16 protein-coding genes are annotated in these 17,898 nt (G+C 50.9%); 11 read left to right on the top strand and 5 right to left on the bottom strand.

Translation table 11 applies throughout. The features are described from left to right. Positions 1-17: 17 nt before the first annotated feature. The 3 genes from clpP to bolA form a co-directional block, all read right to left on the bottom strand. Entirely contained in the window at positions 18-641 is a 624-nt protein-coding gene (gene clpP, locus ABSH60_RS14705; RefSeq protein ID WP_056771081.1) for an ATP-dependent Clp endopeptidase proteolytic subunit ClpP, read from the bottom strand. A 416-nt stretch (positions 642-1,057) separates the two neighbouring features. Further along, positions 1,058-2,362 (bottom strand): trigger factor, encoded by a 1,305-nt coding sequence (tig, locus tag ABSH60_RS14700; RefSeq protein WP_217151326.1) that lies wholly within the window; start codon positions 2,360-2,362, stop codon positions 1,058-1,060. Positions 2,363-2,798: 436 nt separating this feature from the next. Further along, entirely contained in the window at positions 2,799-3,113 is a 315-nt protein-coding gene (gene bolA, locus ABSH60_RS14695) for a transcriptional regulator BolA (RefSeq protein ID WP_056771073.1), read from the bottom strand. A gap of 342 nt (positions 3,114-3,455) precedes the next feature. On the opposite strand from bolA, the gene ABSH60_RS14690 reads away from it, so the two are divergent. From ABSH60_RS14690 to ABSH60_RS14650, 9 genes are all read left to right on the top strand, one after another. Next, positions 3,456-4,034 carry a lipoprotein gene (locus tag ABSH60_RS14690; RefSeq protein WP_056771066.1) on the top strand — a complete coding sequence of 193 codons (579 nt, stop codon included), beginning with the start codon at positions 3,456-3,458 and terminating at the stop codon, positions 4,032-4,034. A gap of 149 nt (positions 4,035-4,183) precedes the next feature. Further along, on the top strand, positions 4,184-5,662 hold the full coding sequence (gene ampG / locus ABSH60_RS14685; RefSeq protein WP_390974551.1) for a muropeptide MFS transporter AmpG: 1,479 nt from the start codon (positions 4,184-4,186) through the stop codon (positions 5,660-5,662). 436 nt (positions 5,663-6,098) lie between these two features. Continuing rightward, entirely contained in the window at positions 6,099-7,058 is a 960-nt protein-coding gene (gene cyoA / locus ABSH60_RS14680; RefSeq protein ID WP_390974549.1) for a cytochrome o ubiquinol oxidase subunit II, read from the top strand. Positions 7,059-7,061: 3 nt separating this feature from the next. Continuing rightward, on the top strand, positions 7,062-9,053 hold the full coding sequence (cyoB, locus tag ABSH60_RS14675; RefSeq protein ID WP_056771058.1) for a cytochrome o ubiquinol oxidase subunit I: 1,992 nt from the start codon (positions 7,062-7,064) through the stop codon (positions 9,051-9,053). After that, positions 9,043-9,660, top strand: a complete 618-nt coding sequence (locus ABSH60_RS14670) for a cytochrome o ubiquinol oxidase subunit III (protein ID WP_056771054.1) — start codon at positions 9,043-9,045, stop codon at positions 9,658-9,660. Before cyoB ends, ABSH60_RS14670 begins: the two co-directional genes overlap by 11 nt. Then, positions 9,657-9,989, top strand: coding sequence for a cytochrome o ubiquinol oxidase subunit IV (locus tag ABSH60_RS14665; protein ID WP_056771051.1), 333 nt, complete (start codon positions 9,657-9,659; stop codon positions 9,987-9,989). The genes ABSH60_RS14670 and ABSH60_RS14665 overlap by 4 nt, the downstream gene beginning before the upstream one ends. A gap of 18 nt (positions 9,990-10,007) precedes the next feature. Further along, positions 10,008-10,892 carry a heme o synthase gene (gene cyoE, locus ABSH60_RS14660; protein ID WP_056771048.1) on the top strand — a complete coding sequence of 295 codons (885 nt, stop codon included), beginning with the start codon at positions 10,008-10,010 and terminating at the stop codon, positions 10,890-10,892. A 187-nt stretch (positions 10,893-11,079) separates the two neighbouring features. Next, positions 11,080-12,444: an MFS transporter gene (locus ABSH60_RS14655; RefSeq protein ID WP_162997858.1), complete on the top strand. Its 1,365-nt coding sequence runs from the start codon at positions 11,080-11,082 to the stop codon at positions 12,442-12,444. A gap of 153 nt (positions 12,445-12,597) precedes the next feature. Further along, positions 12,598-13,896, top strand: coding sequence for a Gfo/Idh/MocA family oxidoreductase (locus tag ABSH60_RS14650; protein ID WP_390974546.1), 1,299 nt, complete (start codon positions 12,598-12,600; stop codon positions 13,894-13,896). Positions 13,897-13,959: 63 nt separating this feature from the next. Here the strand turns inward: ABSH60_RS14650 and ABSH60_RS14645 are convergent, their stop codons facing one another. After that, positions 13,960-14,451, bottom strand: a complete 492-nt coding sequence (locus ABSH60_RS14645) for a YajQ family cyclic di-GMP-binding protein (RefSeq protein ID WP_056771041.1) — start codon at positions 14,449-14,451, stop codon at positions 13,960-13,962. 241 nt (positions 14,452-14,692) lie between these two features. On the opposite strand from ABSH60_RS14645, the gene panE reads away from it, so the two are divergent. Next, entirely contained in the window at positions 14,693-15,604 is a 912-nt protein-coding gene (gene panE, locus ABSH60_RS14640; RefSeq protein WP_056771038.1) for a 2-dehydropantoate 2-reductase, read from the top strand. After that, positions 15,567-16,175: a protein deglycase YajL gene (yajL, locus tag ABSH60_RS14635; protein ID WP_122096012.1), complete on the top strand. Its 609-nt coding sequence runs from the start codon at positions 15,567-15,569 to the stop codon at positions 16,173-16,175. The genes panE and yajL overlap by 38 nt, the downstream gene beginning before the upstream one ends. Positions 16,176-16,242: 67 nt before the next feature. On the opposite strand, the gene thiI is transcribed toward yajL, so the two are convergent. After that, on the bottom strand, positions 16,243-17,691 hold the full coding sequence (gene thiI, locus ABSH60_RS14630) for a tRNA uracil 4-sulfurtransferase ThiI (protein ID WP_056771033.1): 1,449 nt from the start codon (positions 17,689-17,691) through the stop codon (positions 16,243-16,245). Positions 17,692-17,898: the final 207 nt, after the last annotated feature.

The following is a 17,898-nucleotide window of genomic DNA, read 5'->3' as shown; positions in this document are numbered from 1 at the left end:
CCGGCACAATTGAGCCGTCAGGCGCGATGGGTAAATACGGAATCCACTAAACCGTACTGTACAGCCTCATCAGCAGACAGGAAACGGTCACGCTCTGTATCGCGCTCAATTTCTTCCAGTGTCTTGCCGGTATGTTTCGCCATCAGCTCATTCATACGGGATTTCACTTTCAGGATTTCTTTCGCATGGATCTCGATATCCGTCGCCTGCCCCTGGAAACCGCCCAGTGGCTGGTGGATCATCACGCGTGAGTTTGGCAGGCAGAAACGCTTACCTTCCGCACCCGCAGTCAACAGGAACGCGCCCATTGAACAAGCCTGACCCATACAAATTGTGCTGACGTCCGGCTTGATGAACTGCATGGTGTCATAAATCGACATCCCGGCAGTGATCACGCCACCCGGTGAGTTGATGTAAAGGTAGATGTCTTTTTCCGGGCTTTCTGCTTCCAGAAACAGCATCTGGGCAACAATCAGGTTAGCCATATGGTCTTCGACCTGGCCGGTCAGGAAGATGATGCGTTCCTTAAGCAGACGGGAGAAGATGTCGTATGAACGCTCGCCCCGTGAAGTTTGCTCAACCACCATGGGTACCAACGCCATGTTTGGTGCAAATTGCTCTCTTTCACCACTGTATGACATAACCGTCTCCTAATAGATTCTGTTTGGCGCTATTTAAAACCGATTCTACTTGAGATAGACACACATGACTATGCTCAAGCGGCCAAGTCGCCATTTACACGCCTGACGGTCGTTATCAGTCAGATTCTGACTACAAATTTACCTAAGTTCGTGTTTATCAATTGGGGGATTTAGGCCCCTTTTTCAAGCCTGCCGTGATAATTCTTTTCTTTCTCCCCCAATTTGAGCCGTTCACATCACTGTTGCTGATGAATATCGAACGTTTCTACGTAGGTTGTGCCTTATAGAGCTAAATATAGTGCAAAAACAACAGTCAAAACAAAAATACCTGATTTTTGGCAAATAAAAAGCCCGCAGTGAAAACTGCGGGCTTCAGGAGGTGAATCTGCGGACAGATTCAGCAACGTGCAATAAAATTATGCAGGTTGAGTCTGGTTCATCAGCTCGGTAAAGGTAGTGGCTTTTTCAGTCACTTTCGCTTTAGACAACAGAGTTTCGACCGCTTGTTCTTCCAGCGCGACGTTACGCATGTTGTTCATCAGCTCTTTGTTTTTGCTGTAGAACTCAACAACTTCCTGTGGATCTTCGTACGCAGAAGCCATTTCTTCGATCAGCGCTTTAACGCGATCTTCGTCAGCTTTCAGTTCGTGCTGGCTGATCACTTCGCCCAGCAGCAGACCGACAACAACGCGACGTTTGGCTTGCTCTTCGAACAACTCGCGTGGCAATTCCAGCGCTTGTTTTTCGTTGCCACCAAAACGCTGTGCAGCCTGACGACGCAGAACGTCAACTTCGCCGTCGATCAGTGCCGCTGGCACGTCGATTTCGTTAGCGCTGACCAGACCGTCGATTGCCTGAGTTTTGATGCGGTTACGAACAGCACCTTTCAGCTCACGTTCCATATTTTTACGCACTTCAGCACGCAGACCCTCAACAGAACCATCAGCCACGCCGAAACGTTTGATGAATTCTGGGGTCAGTTCTGGCAGCTCACGCTCTTCAACTTTCTTCAGGGTAATAACGAACTTAGCCGCTTTACCTTTCAGATTTTCAGCGTGGTAATCTTCCGGGAAGTTCACGTCGATCGTGAATTCTTCACCGGCTTTGTGACCAACCAGACCTTCTTCGAAGCCTGGGATCATGCGGCCCTGGCCCATAGCCAGTACGAAATCAGAGGCTTTGCCGCCTTCGAAATCTTCGCCGTCGATAGAACCGGAGAAATCTACAGTAACGCGGTCTTCAGCGGTGACTGCTGCATCCGTTTCTTTCCAGTCAGCTTGTTGCTTACGCAGAGTTTCCAGCATGGTATCAACATCAGCGTCGTTAACTTCAACAACAGGTTTTTCAACTTCGATGTTTTCCAGATCTTTCAGCTCAACTTCCGGGTACACTTCGAATTCTACGGAGAAGTTGAAGTCTTCACCCTGCTTGTACTCACCCGGGATGTAGTTAGGTGCGCCAGCTGGATTGATTTTTTCTTTGATGATTGCATCAACAAAGTTGCGTTGCATCAGATCACCCAGTACGTCCTGACGTACTGACGCGCCATAACGCTGTTCGATGATGTGGCTTGGTACTTTGCCTTTACGGAAGCCGTCAATACGTACTTTTTTAGAGACGTTGATCAGTTCACTGCTCACTGCTTTTTCAATGCTTTCAGCAGGAACAGTAATCGTTACGCGGCGCCCAAGGCCTTGAGTGGTTTCAACAGAAACTTGCATCTTGTTACCTCAAAAAAAAATCACAGTGCTCGGTCAACTCCAGAAGTCGTTCTCAAGATGAGCGCAAACTTACCTTGAAAACGACTTCTAAGAACCGGGACAGTTCTGTATCAGAACGTAGCCCTGTATTCGAGAGCGTCCGAAACCATTCCGGAAAAATTAGACGCGACATTATAGCGACGCAGACGCATTGAGTCGAGGACGGTGTCTGTTGCACGGGAGGGAAACTCACACGGGAACTCGATCCTTCGAAAAATGCGGTCGATGCAGAGGCGAAAACTGCCCTTATCGTCTGCCGGTCGTAAGAAAAACAAAAACGGCCCGCGGGCCGTTTCATGAAATTCGCATCTACTAATACCGCATCTGACAAGGAAAGTTCCAGTGATACTGCGTCAAACGACGATATTTATGCCTTTTGTGAATCAGATCGCGACGATCAGGCCATTGTTCCGGCACCACGACACGGCGGCGATGCCGGTACCGTGTCCTGTAACCCTTCCCATTCTTTACGGGTGTAGGTGTGTAATGCCAGTGCATGGACGCTGCCTGCGAGTTCTTCGGTTAAGTGACCATAAATAGCCCGGTGCCGCGCCAGAAAACGCTCTCCCAGGAATTTATCGGACACCATAACGACTTTAAAATGGCTTTCTGAGCCTGCCGGTACATTATGACGATAGCTTTCGTCAGTCACTTCCAGAAACGAGGGCTCGAATGCCTCAGCCAATTTTGCTTCTATTTGCTCACGAATCATCGCTATCTCCTTACACCGCATCAGCAGAGAACTGCGCCCGTCGGGTTCCCTTCAGTAACATTCCTTCACTTTCATTTCCTACCCTTAAAGAATAGGCTGTTTTCCGACGTCCACGTTAATCACATTAAAAAATTTATAAGAATGATTGATAAAAACGGCGCTCAGTCTGTCAAAGAAATCGCGGCTTCGCCACGCATGAAGTTCGTAATCCGCTTTCCTGATGAAAAAAAACGCTAAAAAATCGCTTTTCCAGATTGTTGGGACTTCCACCCGCAAATGGCAATGTTATGATGTCGGCATATTTTTGAGCACTATTCCCTTATAAATATTGAGAAAACACACATGTTAAAGAAAATCATTTTTCCCGTTCTGGCGATGCTGATGCTGGCAGGTTGCGCCACCAGCACCAACACGCTGGACGTGTCGCCGAAAATTGTTCTGCCTTCGCAGGATCCAACGCTTCAGGGCATCACCATCAGCATCAACGGCGCTGACCAGCGTCAGGATCAGGCACTGGCGAAAGTGAACCGTGACGGCCAGCTGATTTCCCTGACACCTTCCCGCGATCTGCGTTTCCTGTTGCAGGAATCTCTGGAAAAACAAATGACTGCCCGTGGTTACATGATCGGTGCTGATGGCGCAGTCGATCTGCAAATCGTGGTGAACAACCTGTATGCAGACGTGCAGGAAGGCAACCTGCGTTACAACATCACCACGAAAGCAGACATCTCCATCATTGCTACCGCCAAAAACGGCAGCAAGCAGGTGAAGAACTACCGCTCGACGTACAATGTTCAGGGTGCACTGTCAGCCACCAACGCGAAGATCACCAACGCGGTGAATACCACGCTGGGCGATGTCATCAGCGACATGGCGTCAGACACCAGCATCAGCGATTTCATCAAAGCTAACGCACGCTAAGCTTCGGTTGATCTCTGTGCAATACATTCTGCCCGGCGAGTCCGGGCAGAATGCTTTATAAAGTCAGTGAATTTACTCCCCGATAATCATCCCTTCCTTTATTATGCCCATGCGCCACTCTTTCACCGGTCCGCAGGAACATACTTTTCATGATCAGTCAGTACTTTAAGATTTTCACACAGCGAAATACCCTCATTTTACTTCTGCTGGGCTTTGCCTCCGGTTTGCCACTGGCGCTGACCTCTGGCACCTTGCAGGCGTGGATGACGGTCGAGAATGTCGACCTGAAAACAATCGGTGTTTTTTCGCTGGTCGGGCAGGCGTACGTGTTCAAATTCCTGTGGTCGCCGATGATGGATCGCTACACGCCCTCTTTTCTCGGGCGTCGGCGCGGCTGGCTGGTACTGACGCAACTGCTGCTGGTGGTCGCCATTTTTGCGATGGGCTTTATGGATCCTTCAAGAGATCTCTTCTGGCTGGCGGCCCTGGCGGTTTTGATTGCTTTTGCCTCGGCATCTCAGGACATCGTCTTCGATGCCTATAAGACGGATTTATTGCCTGCGCAAGAGCGCGGAAACGGTGCGGCGGTGTCGGTGCTGGGCTACAGGCTTGCGATGCTGGTGTCCGGCGGGCTGGCATTATGGCTGGCCGATCGTTATCTCGGCTGGCAGCACATGTACTGGTTGATGGCCGCCCTGATGCTGTGCGGCGTATTGGCTACGCTGATGGCGCCGGAGCCTGAAAATTCACAGCCCGCACCGCGCACCATGGAAATGGCCGTGGTGGCGCCGTTAAAAGACTTTTTTGGCCGTAACAATGCCTGGCTTATTTTACTGCTGATCGTGATGTACAAAATGGGCGATGCGTTTGCAGGCAGCCTGAGTACCACGTTTTTGATCCGCGGCGTGGGATTTAACGCCGGAGAGGTCGGGCTTATTAACAAGTCGCTGGGGCTTCTGGCGACAATCATCGGTGCCCTGTTAGGCGGAATGCTGATGCAGCGTCTGAGCCTGTTCCGCGCGCTGATGCTTTTTGGGATTTTACAGGCCGTCTCGAATGCGGGTTACTGGATCCTCGCCGTCACCGATAAGCATCTGTATTCAATGGGCGCGGCGATTTTCTTCGAAAATCTGTGCGGCGGCATGGGCACTGCGGCATTCGTCGCCTTGCTGATGACGTTGTGCAACCGCTCTTTCTCCGCCACGCAGTTTGCGCTACTTTCCGCTCTTTCTGCCGTGGGCCGTGTTTATGTCGGTCCGATTGCCGGCTGGTTTGTTGAAGCCTACGGCTGGCCGTGGTTTTACCTGTTCTCTATCGTGGCTGCCGTACCCGGCTTGCTGCTGCTGGCAGTCTGCCGCGACACGCTGGAATACACGCAAAAAACCGACAGTTTCCTGCCGCGGATCCATTTTGGCACGCCGTATCGCTGGGCGTTGCGTTGCATGATTGTTGGCAGTTCGCTGCTGGGTTTGTGGCTGATAACGCTGATACTCAACAGCCTGGGCTGGGCGTCGTGGCCATCGCTGACGATACTGCTTCTGGAAAGCGGCGCGCTGATCTGTCTGGTGGGGATTGTTCTTGGCAGCCTGCTCGATTTTCTTTCCCTGCGCCGCACTGCCCGGGCATGATTTTCCCGCTATTCATTTTCAAAATGAATGGCGGATTTGATTTAACAATCCATCTATAAATATTGCTCAACAATTTACCGCCCAAAAAAATAATATTCTCAGTTCTATTTTTTCCGTCACGCATTTCATGCTTTTTATTTCACCTGAAATCTACATTAATTTAACATTAATTAAACCTTATGGCCGGATAATCAGTGCGAATAATATTTACAAATTCCGTCACCCCTTGTTTTTCATCACTATAGAAAAAAATCTATACGCAACATATTGTTGCCCACTGTGAATTGTCACGATCCGTGACATGTGTGACTGCGTTAACATAAAGTGTCAACAGCGCTTTGACACTTGTTTAAGCGTGTTTACAGTCCTGCAACCTTCCCGTAAAATGCCCGCACACCTGAAGCGACAATAGAGCCCTAGTTATTGAGGTCGTTAGATGAGACTTAAGAAATACAATAAAAGTATTGGGATGTTGTCCTTATTTGCCTCCGCGTTAATGTTAAGCGGTTGCAATACGGCATTGATGGATCCCAAGGGAGCAATTGGACTTGAACAGAGAACGCTGATTTTGACGGCGATCGGTTTAATGCTGATCGTTGTTATTCCAGTTATTATCATGGCGTTTGCGTTTGCCTGGAAGTACCGTGCTTCCAATACAAAAGCAACCTACAGTCCTAACTGGTCCCACTCCAACAAAATTGAAGCCGTCGTCTGGACTGTTCCAATTATTATCATTGCCATTCTGGCAACGATTACCTGGAAGACCACCCATGCGCTTGATCCGTTCAAGCCAATCGTATCTGACCAAAAAACGATGACGGTAGAAGTCGTTTCTCTGGACTGGAAATGGTTGTTCATTTATCCGGAACAGGGCATCGCCACTGTTAACGAACTGGTTATCCCGAAAGACGTGCCTGTTCAATTCAAAGTCACTTCAGACTCTGTCATGAACTCGTTCTTTATTCCTCAGTTAGGCGGACAGATTTACGCGATGGCCGGTATGCAGACTCAGTTGCATTTGATTGCAAATGAAGCCGGTACCTACAAAGGCATCTCGTCAAACTTCAGTGGCCGTGGTTTCTCTGGCATGAAGTTCAACACAATTGCGACCCCAACCCGTGGCGATTTCGACACCTGGGTAGCGAAAGTGAAAAGTGCACCGAACCAACTGGCAACCACTGATGACTTCAACAAACTGGCAGCACAGAGCATCGACAACCCGGTCGAATACTTCTCTGTAGCAAAACCGGGTCTGTTCAAAGAAATCATTGGCAAATACTCCATGCATGACATGAAGGCAGCGCCAGAAGGTCATACCATGCCAATGCCTGCCGGCAGTGACATGAAAGGCATGGATATGGGTGGACAGTCTCACGCAGCCGGAGCCGAGGAATAAACGATGTTCGGAAAATTAACGCTTGATTCGGTTCCGTATCATGAACCGATTATCATGGTCACCGTTGCCGCAATCATTTTGGGCGGTCTGGCAGTCGTTGCCGCGCTGACCTATTTCGGCAAGTGGAAGTACCTGTGGACCGAGTGGATCACCTCCGTCGACCACAAAAAATTAGGTATCATGTACATCATTCTGGCCTTCGTCATGCTGTTGCGTGGCTTTGCCGATGCCATCATGATGCGTAGCCAGCAGGTGCTCGCGTCTGCGGGAGAACCTGGCTTCCTGCCTCCTCACCACTACGACCAAATCTTTACCGCGCACGGCGTGATCATGATTTTCTTCATGGCGATGCCTTTCGTTATCGGTTTGATGAACGTAGTCGTTCCTTTACAGATCGGTGCGCGCGACGTTGCGTTCCCGTTCCTGAACAACGTCAGCTTCTGGTTCACCGCTGCCGCTGTGGTACTGATCAACATCTCTCTGGGTGTCGGTGAGTTCGCACAGACCGGTTGGTTGGCCTATCCGCCGTTGTCTGGTAAGGAATACAGTCCGGGCGTGGGGGTCGATTATTGGATATGGAGTCTACAGATATCCGGTATTGGTACCTTGCTGACCGGTGTTAACTTCTTTGCGACCATCCTGAAGATGCGCGCACCGGGTATGCCGCTGATGAAAATGCCGGTATTTACCTGGGCCGCACTGTGCACCAACGTGTTGATTATCGTGTCCTTCCCGATTCTGACCGTGACTGTTGCACTGCTGACGCTGGACCGTTATCTGGGCACCCATTTCTTCACGAATGATATGGGCGGCAACATGATGATGTACATCAACCTGATTTGGGCCTGGGGCCATCCGGAAGTGTACATTTTGGTTCTGCCAGTATTTGGTGTGTTCTCTGAAGTCACGGCAACATTCTCCAAAAAACGTCTGTTCGGTTACACCTCACTGGTATGGGCAACCATCGCCATCACCGTGTTGTCGTTCGTCGTTTGGTTGCACCACTTCTTCACCATGGGTTCAGGCGCTAACGTCAATGCCTTCTTCGGCATCATGACGATGATCATTTCCATCCCTACCGGGGTGAAAATCTTCAACTGGCTGTTCACCATGTACCAGGGCCGTATCACGCTGAATGCGGCGATGCTGTGGACCGTTGGCTTTATCGTCACCTTCTCTGTGGGCGGTATGACCGGCGTTCTGTTGGCGGTTCCGGGTGCTGACTTCGTGTTGCACAACAGCCTGTTCCTGATTGCTCACTTCCACAACGTTATTATCGGTGGTGTGGTCTTCGGTTGCTTCGCAGGTCTGACTTACTGGTTCCCTAAATCCTTCGGCTTCACGCTGAATGAGAAATGGGGCGTGCGTTCATTCTGGTTCTGGATCATCGGTTTCTTCGTTGCATTCATGCCGCTGTACGTTCTGGGCTTCATGGGTATGACCCGTCGTGTCAGCCAGAATATCGATCCTGAGTTCCACACGCTGCTGGTTATTGCGGCATGCGGTGCGGCGCTGATTGCTATCGGTATCCTGTGCCAGCTGATCATGATCTTCGTTTCCGTTCGCGACCGCGACCAGAACCGTGATCTGACCGGTGACCCGTGGGATGCACGTACTCTGGAATGGTCAACCTCTTCTCCTCCTCCGTTCTATAACTTCGCTATCGTGCCGCAAATTCACGACCGCGATGAGTTCTGGGACATGAAAGAGAAAGGCAACGCGTACAAGCAACCTGCAAAATATGAACAAATTCATATGCCACGTAACAGCGGCGCAGGCTTCATCATCGCTATGTTGAGTCTGGTTTGCGGTTTCGCATTAATCTGGGATATCTGGTGGCTGGCAGCATTAAGCTTCCTGGCTCTGGTGGTTTCCTGGATTGTGAAAAGCTTCGACGAAGATGTTGATTACTACGTATCAGCTGAAGAAGTCGAACGTATTGAGAATCTACATCATGAACAAATCCGTAAAGCAGGTGTGAAACATGGCAACTGATACCCTGACTAACCACGACGCAGCCCATGCAGAGCATGGGCACCACGATGCGGGCGAGACCAAAGTCTTTGGCTTCTGGATCTACCTGATGAGTGACTGCGTACTGTTTGCGAGCTTGTTCGCAACTTACGCGGTACTGGTGCACGGGACTGCGGGTGGACCGACTGGTAAAGATATTTTTGAACTGCCGTTCGTTCTGGTAGAAACCTTCTTCCTGCTGTTCAGTAGTATTACTTACGGCATGGCGATGTTGGGCATGAACAAGGGCAGCGTCAAAGCGGTCAATGGTTGGTTGTTCCTGACCTTCCTGTTCGGTCTTGGCTTCATCTGCATGGAAGTTTACGAATTCCATCACCTGATCAAAGAAGGTTATGGCCCGGATCGCAGTGGTTTCCTGTCAGCCTTCTTTGCGCTGGTCGCCACCCACGGGATCCACGTAACCTGCGGTCTTATCTGGATCATCGTGATGATGGTACAGGTGAGCCGTCGTGGTCTGAACGCCGTTAACCAAACCCGTCTGATGTGTCTGAGCCTGTTCTGGCACTTCCTGGACGTTGTCTGGATCTGTGTATTCACCGTTGTTTATCTGATGGGGGTATTAGCATGAGTCATTCTGCCACTTCCCACGGCGGCGCAAGCCACGGCAGCGTGAAGTCATACCTGATTGGCTTCATCCTGTCAGTGATCCTGACGGTTATCCCGTTTGCCATGGTCATGAGCGATACTGCTTCGCATTCACTGATCATTGGCACCGTGGTTGCATCCGCGGTCATCCAGATCGTTGTCCATCTGGTGTTCTTCCTGCACTTAAGCACTGCATCGGAAGCGCGCTGGAATCTGGTGGCATTTCTGTTCACCGCTGTGATTATCTTTATCGTCGTTGTGGGCTCATTGTGGATTATGTATAACCTCAACCTCAATATGATGGTCAGTTAAAGAGCCGAGCTGCACGTGATGATTAAGCAATACCTGCAAGTAACGAAACCAGGAATTATTTTCGGCAACTTAATTTCTGTCATCGGGGGATTTCTCCTTGCTGCCAAAGGCAACATCGACTTCCCACTCTTTCTCGCCACTTTGGTGGGCGTTTCGCTGGTCGTCGCATCGGGTTGTGTATTTAACAACTTCATCGACCGCGACATCGACCGGATCATGGAAAGAACGAAGAACAGGGCCCTGGTAAAAGGACTTATTCCGCCGAAAACAACCCTGGTTTACGCCACTATTCTGGGTATTGTGGGCTTTGCGTTGTTGTATATCGGTGCCAACCCGCTGGCCATGTGGCTGGCGGTGATGGGCTTTGTGATTTATGTCGGCGTTTACAGCCTGTACATGAAACGCAATTCGGTCTACGGCACGTTGATTGGCAGCTTGTCTGGCGCGGCGCCACCGGTCATTGGTTACTGTGCCGTTTCCGGCCAGTTCGATACCGGTGCGTTGATCCTGCTTCTGATTTTCAGCCTGTGGCAGATGCCGCACTCGTACGCGATTGCCATCTTCCGCTTTAAAGATTATCAGGCTGCAGGCATCCCGGTTCTGCCGGTTGTCAAAGGCATTTCCGTCGCCAAGCATCATATTACCGTCTACATTCTGGCGTTTATGATTGCCACGCTGATGCTGACCCTGAGCGGCTACGCAGGGTATAAATACCTGATTGTCGCCGGTGCGGTGAGCGTCTGGTGGCTGGGCATGGCATTAAAAGGTTACAAAGCGGAGAACGATGTGGTCTGGGCGAGAAAGCTGTTTGGCTTCTCTATCATCACCATCATGTCGCTGAGTTTCATGATGTCTGTGGATTTCAGTTCAACACCGACGTCGATGTTAACCTACGTTTGGTAACATGAGCTGTTAGCCTGACGCGCTGTCATTCATTCCGATAATCAGCACACTGAAAGGCCAGTAGCGATACTGGCCTTTTCTTTTATTCTGACGGAAAGCAAACCCGTAATATCTGCTAAAGATCCATCGTTTTACCCTAACTCGCCAAAAGCACTACAATGCACGATTGTTATTTTGAGGTAGTAATGTGAACGATAACCAGATGACCCCGCAGGAAAGTCGGGCAACATGGGGACTAGGGACAGTTTTTTCTTTACGCATGCTTGGCATGTTCATGGTGTTACCCGTCCTGACCACCTACGGTATGGCGTTATCCGGTGCCAGCGAAACGCTGATCGGCATCGCAATCGGTATTTATGGTCTGGCACAAGCCGTATTCCAGATCCCGTTTGGGTTGATGTCTGACCGCGTTGGCCGTAAACCACTGATCGTCTTTGGTTTAATCATCTTCTGTATCGGCAGCATCGTGGCTGCTTCCACCGATTCTATCTGGGGCGTGATCATCGGTCGTGCCCTGCAAGGTTCCGGCGCCATCGCCGCCGCCGTGATGGCGTTATTGTCAGATCTGACCCGCGAGCAGAACCGCACCAAAGCGATGGCGTTTATCGGCATCAGCTTCGGTGTGACCTTTGCGATTGCCATGGTTCTCGGGCCTGTCATCACTCACGCCTGGGGCTTACACGCGTTATTCTGGGCGATCGCCGGTCTGACGCTGGTCGCCATCCTCATCACTGTCGCCGTAGTCCCCTCCCCTGCCACCCATATTCTGAACCGGGAATCGAGTATGGTGAAAGGCAGCTTCAGCAAAGTGCTCAACAACCCGAAACTGCTGAAACTGAATTTCGGCATTCTGTGTTTGCACATCCTGCTGATGTCGAGCTTCGTGGTATTACCGCAAGTGATGGAGCACGCTGGTTTCCCGCCGGCTGAACATTGGCGGGTGTATCTGGTCACCATGCTGACGTCGTTTGTTGCAGTGATCCCGGTGATTATTTATGCCGAGAAAAAGCGCCATATGAAGCAAGTCTTTATGGGCTGTGTGGCCGTATTGTTACTGGCTGAGCTGGTACTGTGGTCGGCGGGCCTGCATTTATGGGTCGTCATCGCGGGTATCCAGCTGTTCTTCCTGGCATTTAATGTCATGGAAGCCATTCTGCCCTCGCTTATCAGTAAAGAATCTCCGGCCGGGTATAAAGGTACGGCGATGGGGCTGTATTCCACCAGCCAGTTTATCGGCGTGGCGATTGGCGGGAGTTTAGGCGGATATGTTTATGGTAACGCCGGTGCCGACGCGGTATTTCTGCTGTGTGCGGCTATTGCCGTTGTCTGGCTGCTGGTCAGCGCAACCATGACCGAGCCGCCGTATGTCAGCAGCCTGCGTATCACGCTTTCTGAGCTGGCCGTAAAAGACTCCGCCCTGCAGGCACGCATTCTGGCCCAGCCTGGTGTGGCCGAGGCCGTTGTGGTCCCGGAAGAATTCAGCGCTTACGTGAAAGTCGATACCAAACAGACCAACCGTAAAGCGCTCGAACAACTGGTCAGCGCCGCCTGAGATCAAACGCTGTGCTAAAAAATGGCACAGCGTTTCATTTTCTTCCCCCCTTGTGACTTTCCTCACTTAAAAATTTTCCTCAATCATTATCCTCAAGAATTCCTTAACAAAATTTTGTCAGTGATGACGGCTTTCGGGCCTTTTGAGGATCTCATGAAAACCTATGCTTTAGTTGGCACCGGCGGACGCTCGGGTTTATACATTGAAGCGATTACCGGTAAATACCGCCACAACGCAAAGTTTGTGGCCTTCTGTGACACCAACCAGACCCGCATGGACTATGCCAATCAGCAACTGGTGCAAAATGACATCGCGCCGGTTCCGACCTGGAAAGCCGCGGATTTTGGCGACATGCTCACGGAAACCAAACCTGACATCGTGATTGTCACCAGTATGGATCGCACCCATGATGATTATATTGTCCGCGCCCTGCATGCCGGTTGTGATGTGATCACCGAAAAGCCGATGACCATTGATGAAAATCGTGCGCTGCGCATTCTCGATGCCGTCGATGCCACCGGTTATCAGGTTCGGGTGGCGTTTAACTACCGCTACGCGCCGCATCACAGCAAAATCCGCGAACTGCTGATGCAGGACACCATCGGCGACGTGCTGTCTGTGCATTTCGAATGGCTGCTCAACACCGAACACGGCGCCGATTACTTCCGCCGCTGGCACCGTGACAAACGCAATTCCGGTGGCCTGCTGGTGCACAAATCTACGCATCACTTTGACCTGATGAATTTCTGGCTCAACAGTACGCCGGAGAAAGTCTATGCCCAGGGTGACCTGCGTTTTTACGGCAAAGAGAACGCCGAGAAGCGCGGCGTGACAGAATTTTATCCCCGCGCTCACGGCTATCCGCAGGCGCAGAACGATCCCTTTGCGCTGCACATGGAAGACAACGAACAGCTCAAAGCGCTGTATCTGGATGCTGAACATGAAGATCACTATTTCCGCGATCAAAGCGTGTTCAGTGACGGTATCAACATTGAAGATACATTGTCGGTGCTGGTGAAATATCAGAACAAAGTCCAGCTCACGTATGCGCTGAACGCGTATCTGCCATGGGAAGGGTTGAACGTTGTGTTTAACGGCACTCAGGGGCGCATCGAAATGAAAATCGTTGAGATGTCCTACGTCAATGCCGGCGGTAAACGCGAAAACGAAGGCAGTATCGAGAAGGCAGAAATCACCGTTTACCCGCTATTTGCTGAGCCGTGGAAGGCACAATTCCAGCTGGGCGAAGGCGGCCATGGCGGCGGCGATAATGCCATGCTGGAAGATCTGTTCGGCGAACGCAGAGAGGATCCGTTAAAGCGCGCTGCCGATCACCGTGCTGGCGCGATGTCGATCCTGACCGGGATAGCCGGAAACTTGTCGATGCAATATGACAAACCGATTTACTTCAAAGACTTCGAACTGGTGAAAAGACTGCGTGAGCGCAAGTAACTGATCATAAAAAGGGACGCTTAACTCAAGCGTCCCTTTTCATTTTCCCGTACAAAAAGGCCATTAATCTCTGAAGTTTTTAAACTGGAACGGTTGCCCGAGATCACCGTTGCGCACCAGCGCCATAACGGCCTGCAAGTCATCACGCGCTTTACCGGTGACACGTACTTCATCACCCTGAACCTGCGCCTGCACTTTAATCTTGCTGTCTTTAATCAGTTTGACGAGTTTCTTCGCCAGGGCGGATTCAATTCCGGAATGCAGTTTCGCTTCAACGCTGTACGTTTTACCGCTGTGCTCCATTTGCTCAGGAATTTCCAGCGCCCCGCCTTCAATGCCACGTTTGGCTAACTTCTCACGCAGAATATCGACCAGCTGGTTTACCTGAAAATCTGATTCGCTGGCCACTTTGATGCTCTCGTTTTTTTCATTGAGATCAAAGCTGGCAGGAATATTGCGGAAATCCCAGCGGGTTTGCAACTCACGGCTGGCATTTTCCACGGCGTTGCGCACTTCCTGCATGTCGATTTCGGAAACAATGTCAAAAGACGGCATAATCGCTTCTCCCTGTAGTTTTTTGTATTGCACGTTATATGGCGTGCATAATACCGCCTTCAACCGTCGATGCCAAACGACAGCACAGCACCGAACATAAAATGCCCCGATGGTCAAAAAGTGCAGGTGAAAATGTGATCTACAGCACGAATGTCTATACTAATAAGATAACCGGACAGCAGAATATTCTTTCAACAACCGATTACCACGGCGTATTTCGCCGCATCACCCAGGAGGCACAATGAAAATAACAGTATTAGGTTGCGGTGCACTGGGACAACTTTGGCTATCAGCGCTTTATCAGCAAGGTCACGACGTTCAGGGGTGGATCCGCATTCCTCAACCTTTCTGCGCAGTAAACGTCATTTCTCCTGATGGCACGGCGTTTAACCGCAACATGCCAACCAACGATCCGCAGCATCTGGCACAAAGCGAACTGCTGCTGGTAACGCTGAAAGCCTGGCAGGTTTCCGGCGCGGTCAGTGCGCTGATGCCGATGCTCAATGATAATTGTACCCTGCTGTTGTTGCATAACGGCATGGGGACGGTGGATGAATTGCCTGCCAATCGTTTTGCTATTTTACAGGGCGCCACCACGCACGCTGCCCGACACGAAGGCAATGCGATTATGCACGTTGCGGCGGGAACGACGCACATCGGCCCGGTGACGCCGCGCGGTGCAGCGCTGAGTTCGCTGGCAGATACGTTACATGACGCCCTGCCCGATGTCGCCTGGCACGATAATATCAGGCCATCACTGTGGAATAAGCTGGCAGTCAACTGCGTGATCAATCCGCTGACGGCGCTGCATGAATGCACCAACGGCGATTTGATCGGTTATCCTCAACAGATCGAGCAAATCTGTCAGGAAGTGGCGCAGGTCATGGCGATCGAAGGTTATGAGATCCACAGCGAGTCGTTACTGAGTTTTGTTTATCAGGTGATCGACACCACGGCGGCCAATCACTCTTCGATGTTGCAGGATATACAGCATCAGCGTCACACCGAAATTGATTACATTACCGGTTACGTGCTGCGCCGCGGTCGCAAACATGGGCTGAGCCTGCCTGTAAACACCCGGATATTTGAACACATTAAAAGAAAGGAAAACGACTATGAGCGCATCAGTTCTGGTCTGCCTGGCACCTGGTAGCGAAGAGATTGAAGCGGTAACCACCATTGATTTGCTGGTTCGTGCGGGAATTAACGTAACAACCGCCAGCGTGGCGGGCGACGGCAGTCTGGAAATTCGCTGCTCGCGCGGGGTAAGAATTTTGGCCGACGTTGCGCTGGTAGACGTCGCAGACGACGATTTTGACGCGATCGTTCTGCCGGGTGGCCTCGGTGGTGCGACCTGTTTCAGCGAAAGTCCGCTGCTGGTGGAGAAAGTTCGTCAGATGCACATCAGCGGAAACATTGTGGCAGCGATCTGCGCGGCGCCCGCGTTGGTTCTGGAATATCACGATCTGTTCCCGGTCGGCAACATGACCGGTTTCCCCGGTCTGCGGGATAAAATTGATCCGATAAAATGGTCAGATCGCCGGGTGATTTTCGATCCACGTGTCAATCTGCTGACCAGCCAGGGACCGGGCACATCGATGGAATTTGCCCTGAAGATTATCGATCTGCTGCTGGGGAAAACCAAAGCAGCTGAAATCGCCGCGCAGCTGGTGCTGTCACCGGGAATGTATAATTACACCGACGAAGGCGCACGGGAATCCTGATCGGATAGCGGCAAACAAAAAGGGGCTCAGCCATGCTGAACCCCTTTTTTACATCATGAATGCTGAACTAGGGACGATACACTTTCACATTATTAAAGCCCTGTTCTTTCAGATACAGCGCCTGTAAACGGCTCATCACGCCGCGGTCGCAATACAGCAAATAGGTTTTGCTCTGATCCAAATCGCCAAACTGCGTCGCCAGTTTATAGAAGGCCAGTGCCTTCACTTCGACATTTTCCAGCGCCAGCGGATCCGCATCCACTTCATCCGGTGCGCGAACGTCCAGCACGATATCCGTGGAAACAAACTCAGCGACGGTTTCCACTTCCGGCACTTCCTGAGCAGCCTGCTCAGCAATTTCACGGATGTCACAGTTACGCGCTTCACTGACCACTTTATCGAGGATGGCAAAATTGAACATTGCCTCTTCCGCTTCGATTTTGGCTTTCACCGCTTTCACCGTCGGGCTTTTTGAAATCACACCGCAATATTCCGGCATGGTTTTGGCGAAATCTTCAGTACCAATTTCACGGGCAATCTTGATGATGTGTTCTTTATCGTGCGAAATCAGCGGACGCAGGATCAGGGTATCAGAAACGTTGTCGATCAAACGCAGGTTGGTCAGCGTCTGGCTGGAAACCTGTCCCAGCGCTTCACCGGTCACCAGCGCCTGAACGCCATAACGCTCCGCGATAGAAGACGCTGCACGCACCATCATCCGTTTCAGCACGACGCCCATCTGGCCGTCTTCGATTTTTTCGAGGATCTCACCGACCACCGGCTCAAAATCAATAGCGATAAAACGCACGCGGTGCGAGCTGCCAAAACGATTCCACAGGTAATGAGCCACCTGTTTCACGCCGATTTCATGCGCCGCGCCGCCAAGGTTAAAGAAGCAATAATGCACACGACAGCCACGACGCATCAGCATATAACTGGATACGCCGGAGTCGAAACCGCCGGAAATGAGTGACATCACGTCTTCCTGCGTACCGATAGGATAACCGCCCTGACCTTCGAGACGGTTTTTCACCAGCACCAGTTTATCGTCGTTAATTTCCAGTTTCACCGTCACTTCCGGCGAGGTCAGGTTCACACGCGCCGATTCGATGTGTTGGTTCAGGCCGCCGCCCACGTAACGTTCTACGTCGCCGGAGCTGAAATCATGCTTGCCGCGACGTTTAACACGGACGCAGAAAGTTTTGCCTTCGACTTCAGAACGATAGGCTTCGAGTGCCTGTTCGAAAATATTGTGAACGTCTGTGTAAGGGCGGTCTTCCACTTCTTCGACATAGCGGATGCCCGGAATGCGGCAAAGCAATTCCTGGATAAGATCGTGTTTACTTTCGTCTTTGCTGCGAACTTCGATATGATCCCAGTGGCGAACGACTGCCAGTGTCTCATCATGCGGTCGCACAATGTTGCGAATGCTGCTTGAGAGGATCTTAATGAAGCGCAAACGCACAGATTGGCTCTTGATGGTGATTTCAGGGAACAATTTAATGATAAACTTCATGGCAGTCTTTTATTAGCAGGTTAAAAAACGGGGTAGTAAGTCGCTGAATAAGGATCTAGGATCCTATTATTGCTAAGCCTTATGTTTGTTTGTGAAACATAAGTTTTGTGCCACATTGGGCTTAGCAATAAACTCAGCGGCGCAGAGTATATCACTTTTAATGGATATTCTGCGCGCAAAACCAAACAGCAGTGCCATGCTTAACGG

The organism is Rahnella sp. R3(2024) (assembly GCF_042920125.1).
Classification (GTDB): domain Bacteria; phylum Pseudomonadota; class Gammaproteobacteria; order Enterobacterales; family Enterobacteriaceae; genus Rahnella; species Rahnella rivi.
The sequence above is the reverse complement of the archived record's forward strand: the minus strand, read 5'-3'. Positions and strand labels throughout refer to the sequence as shown.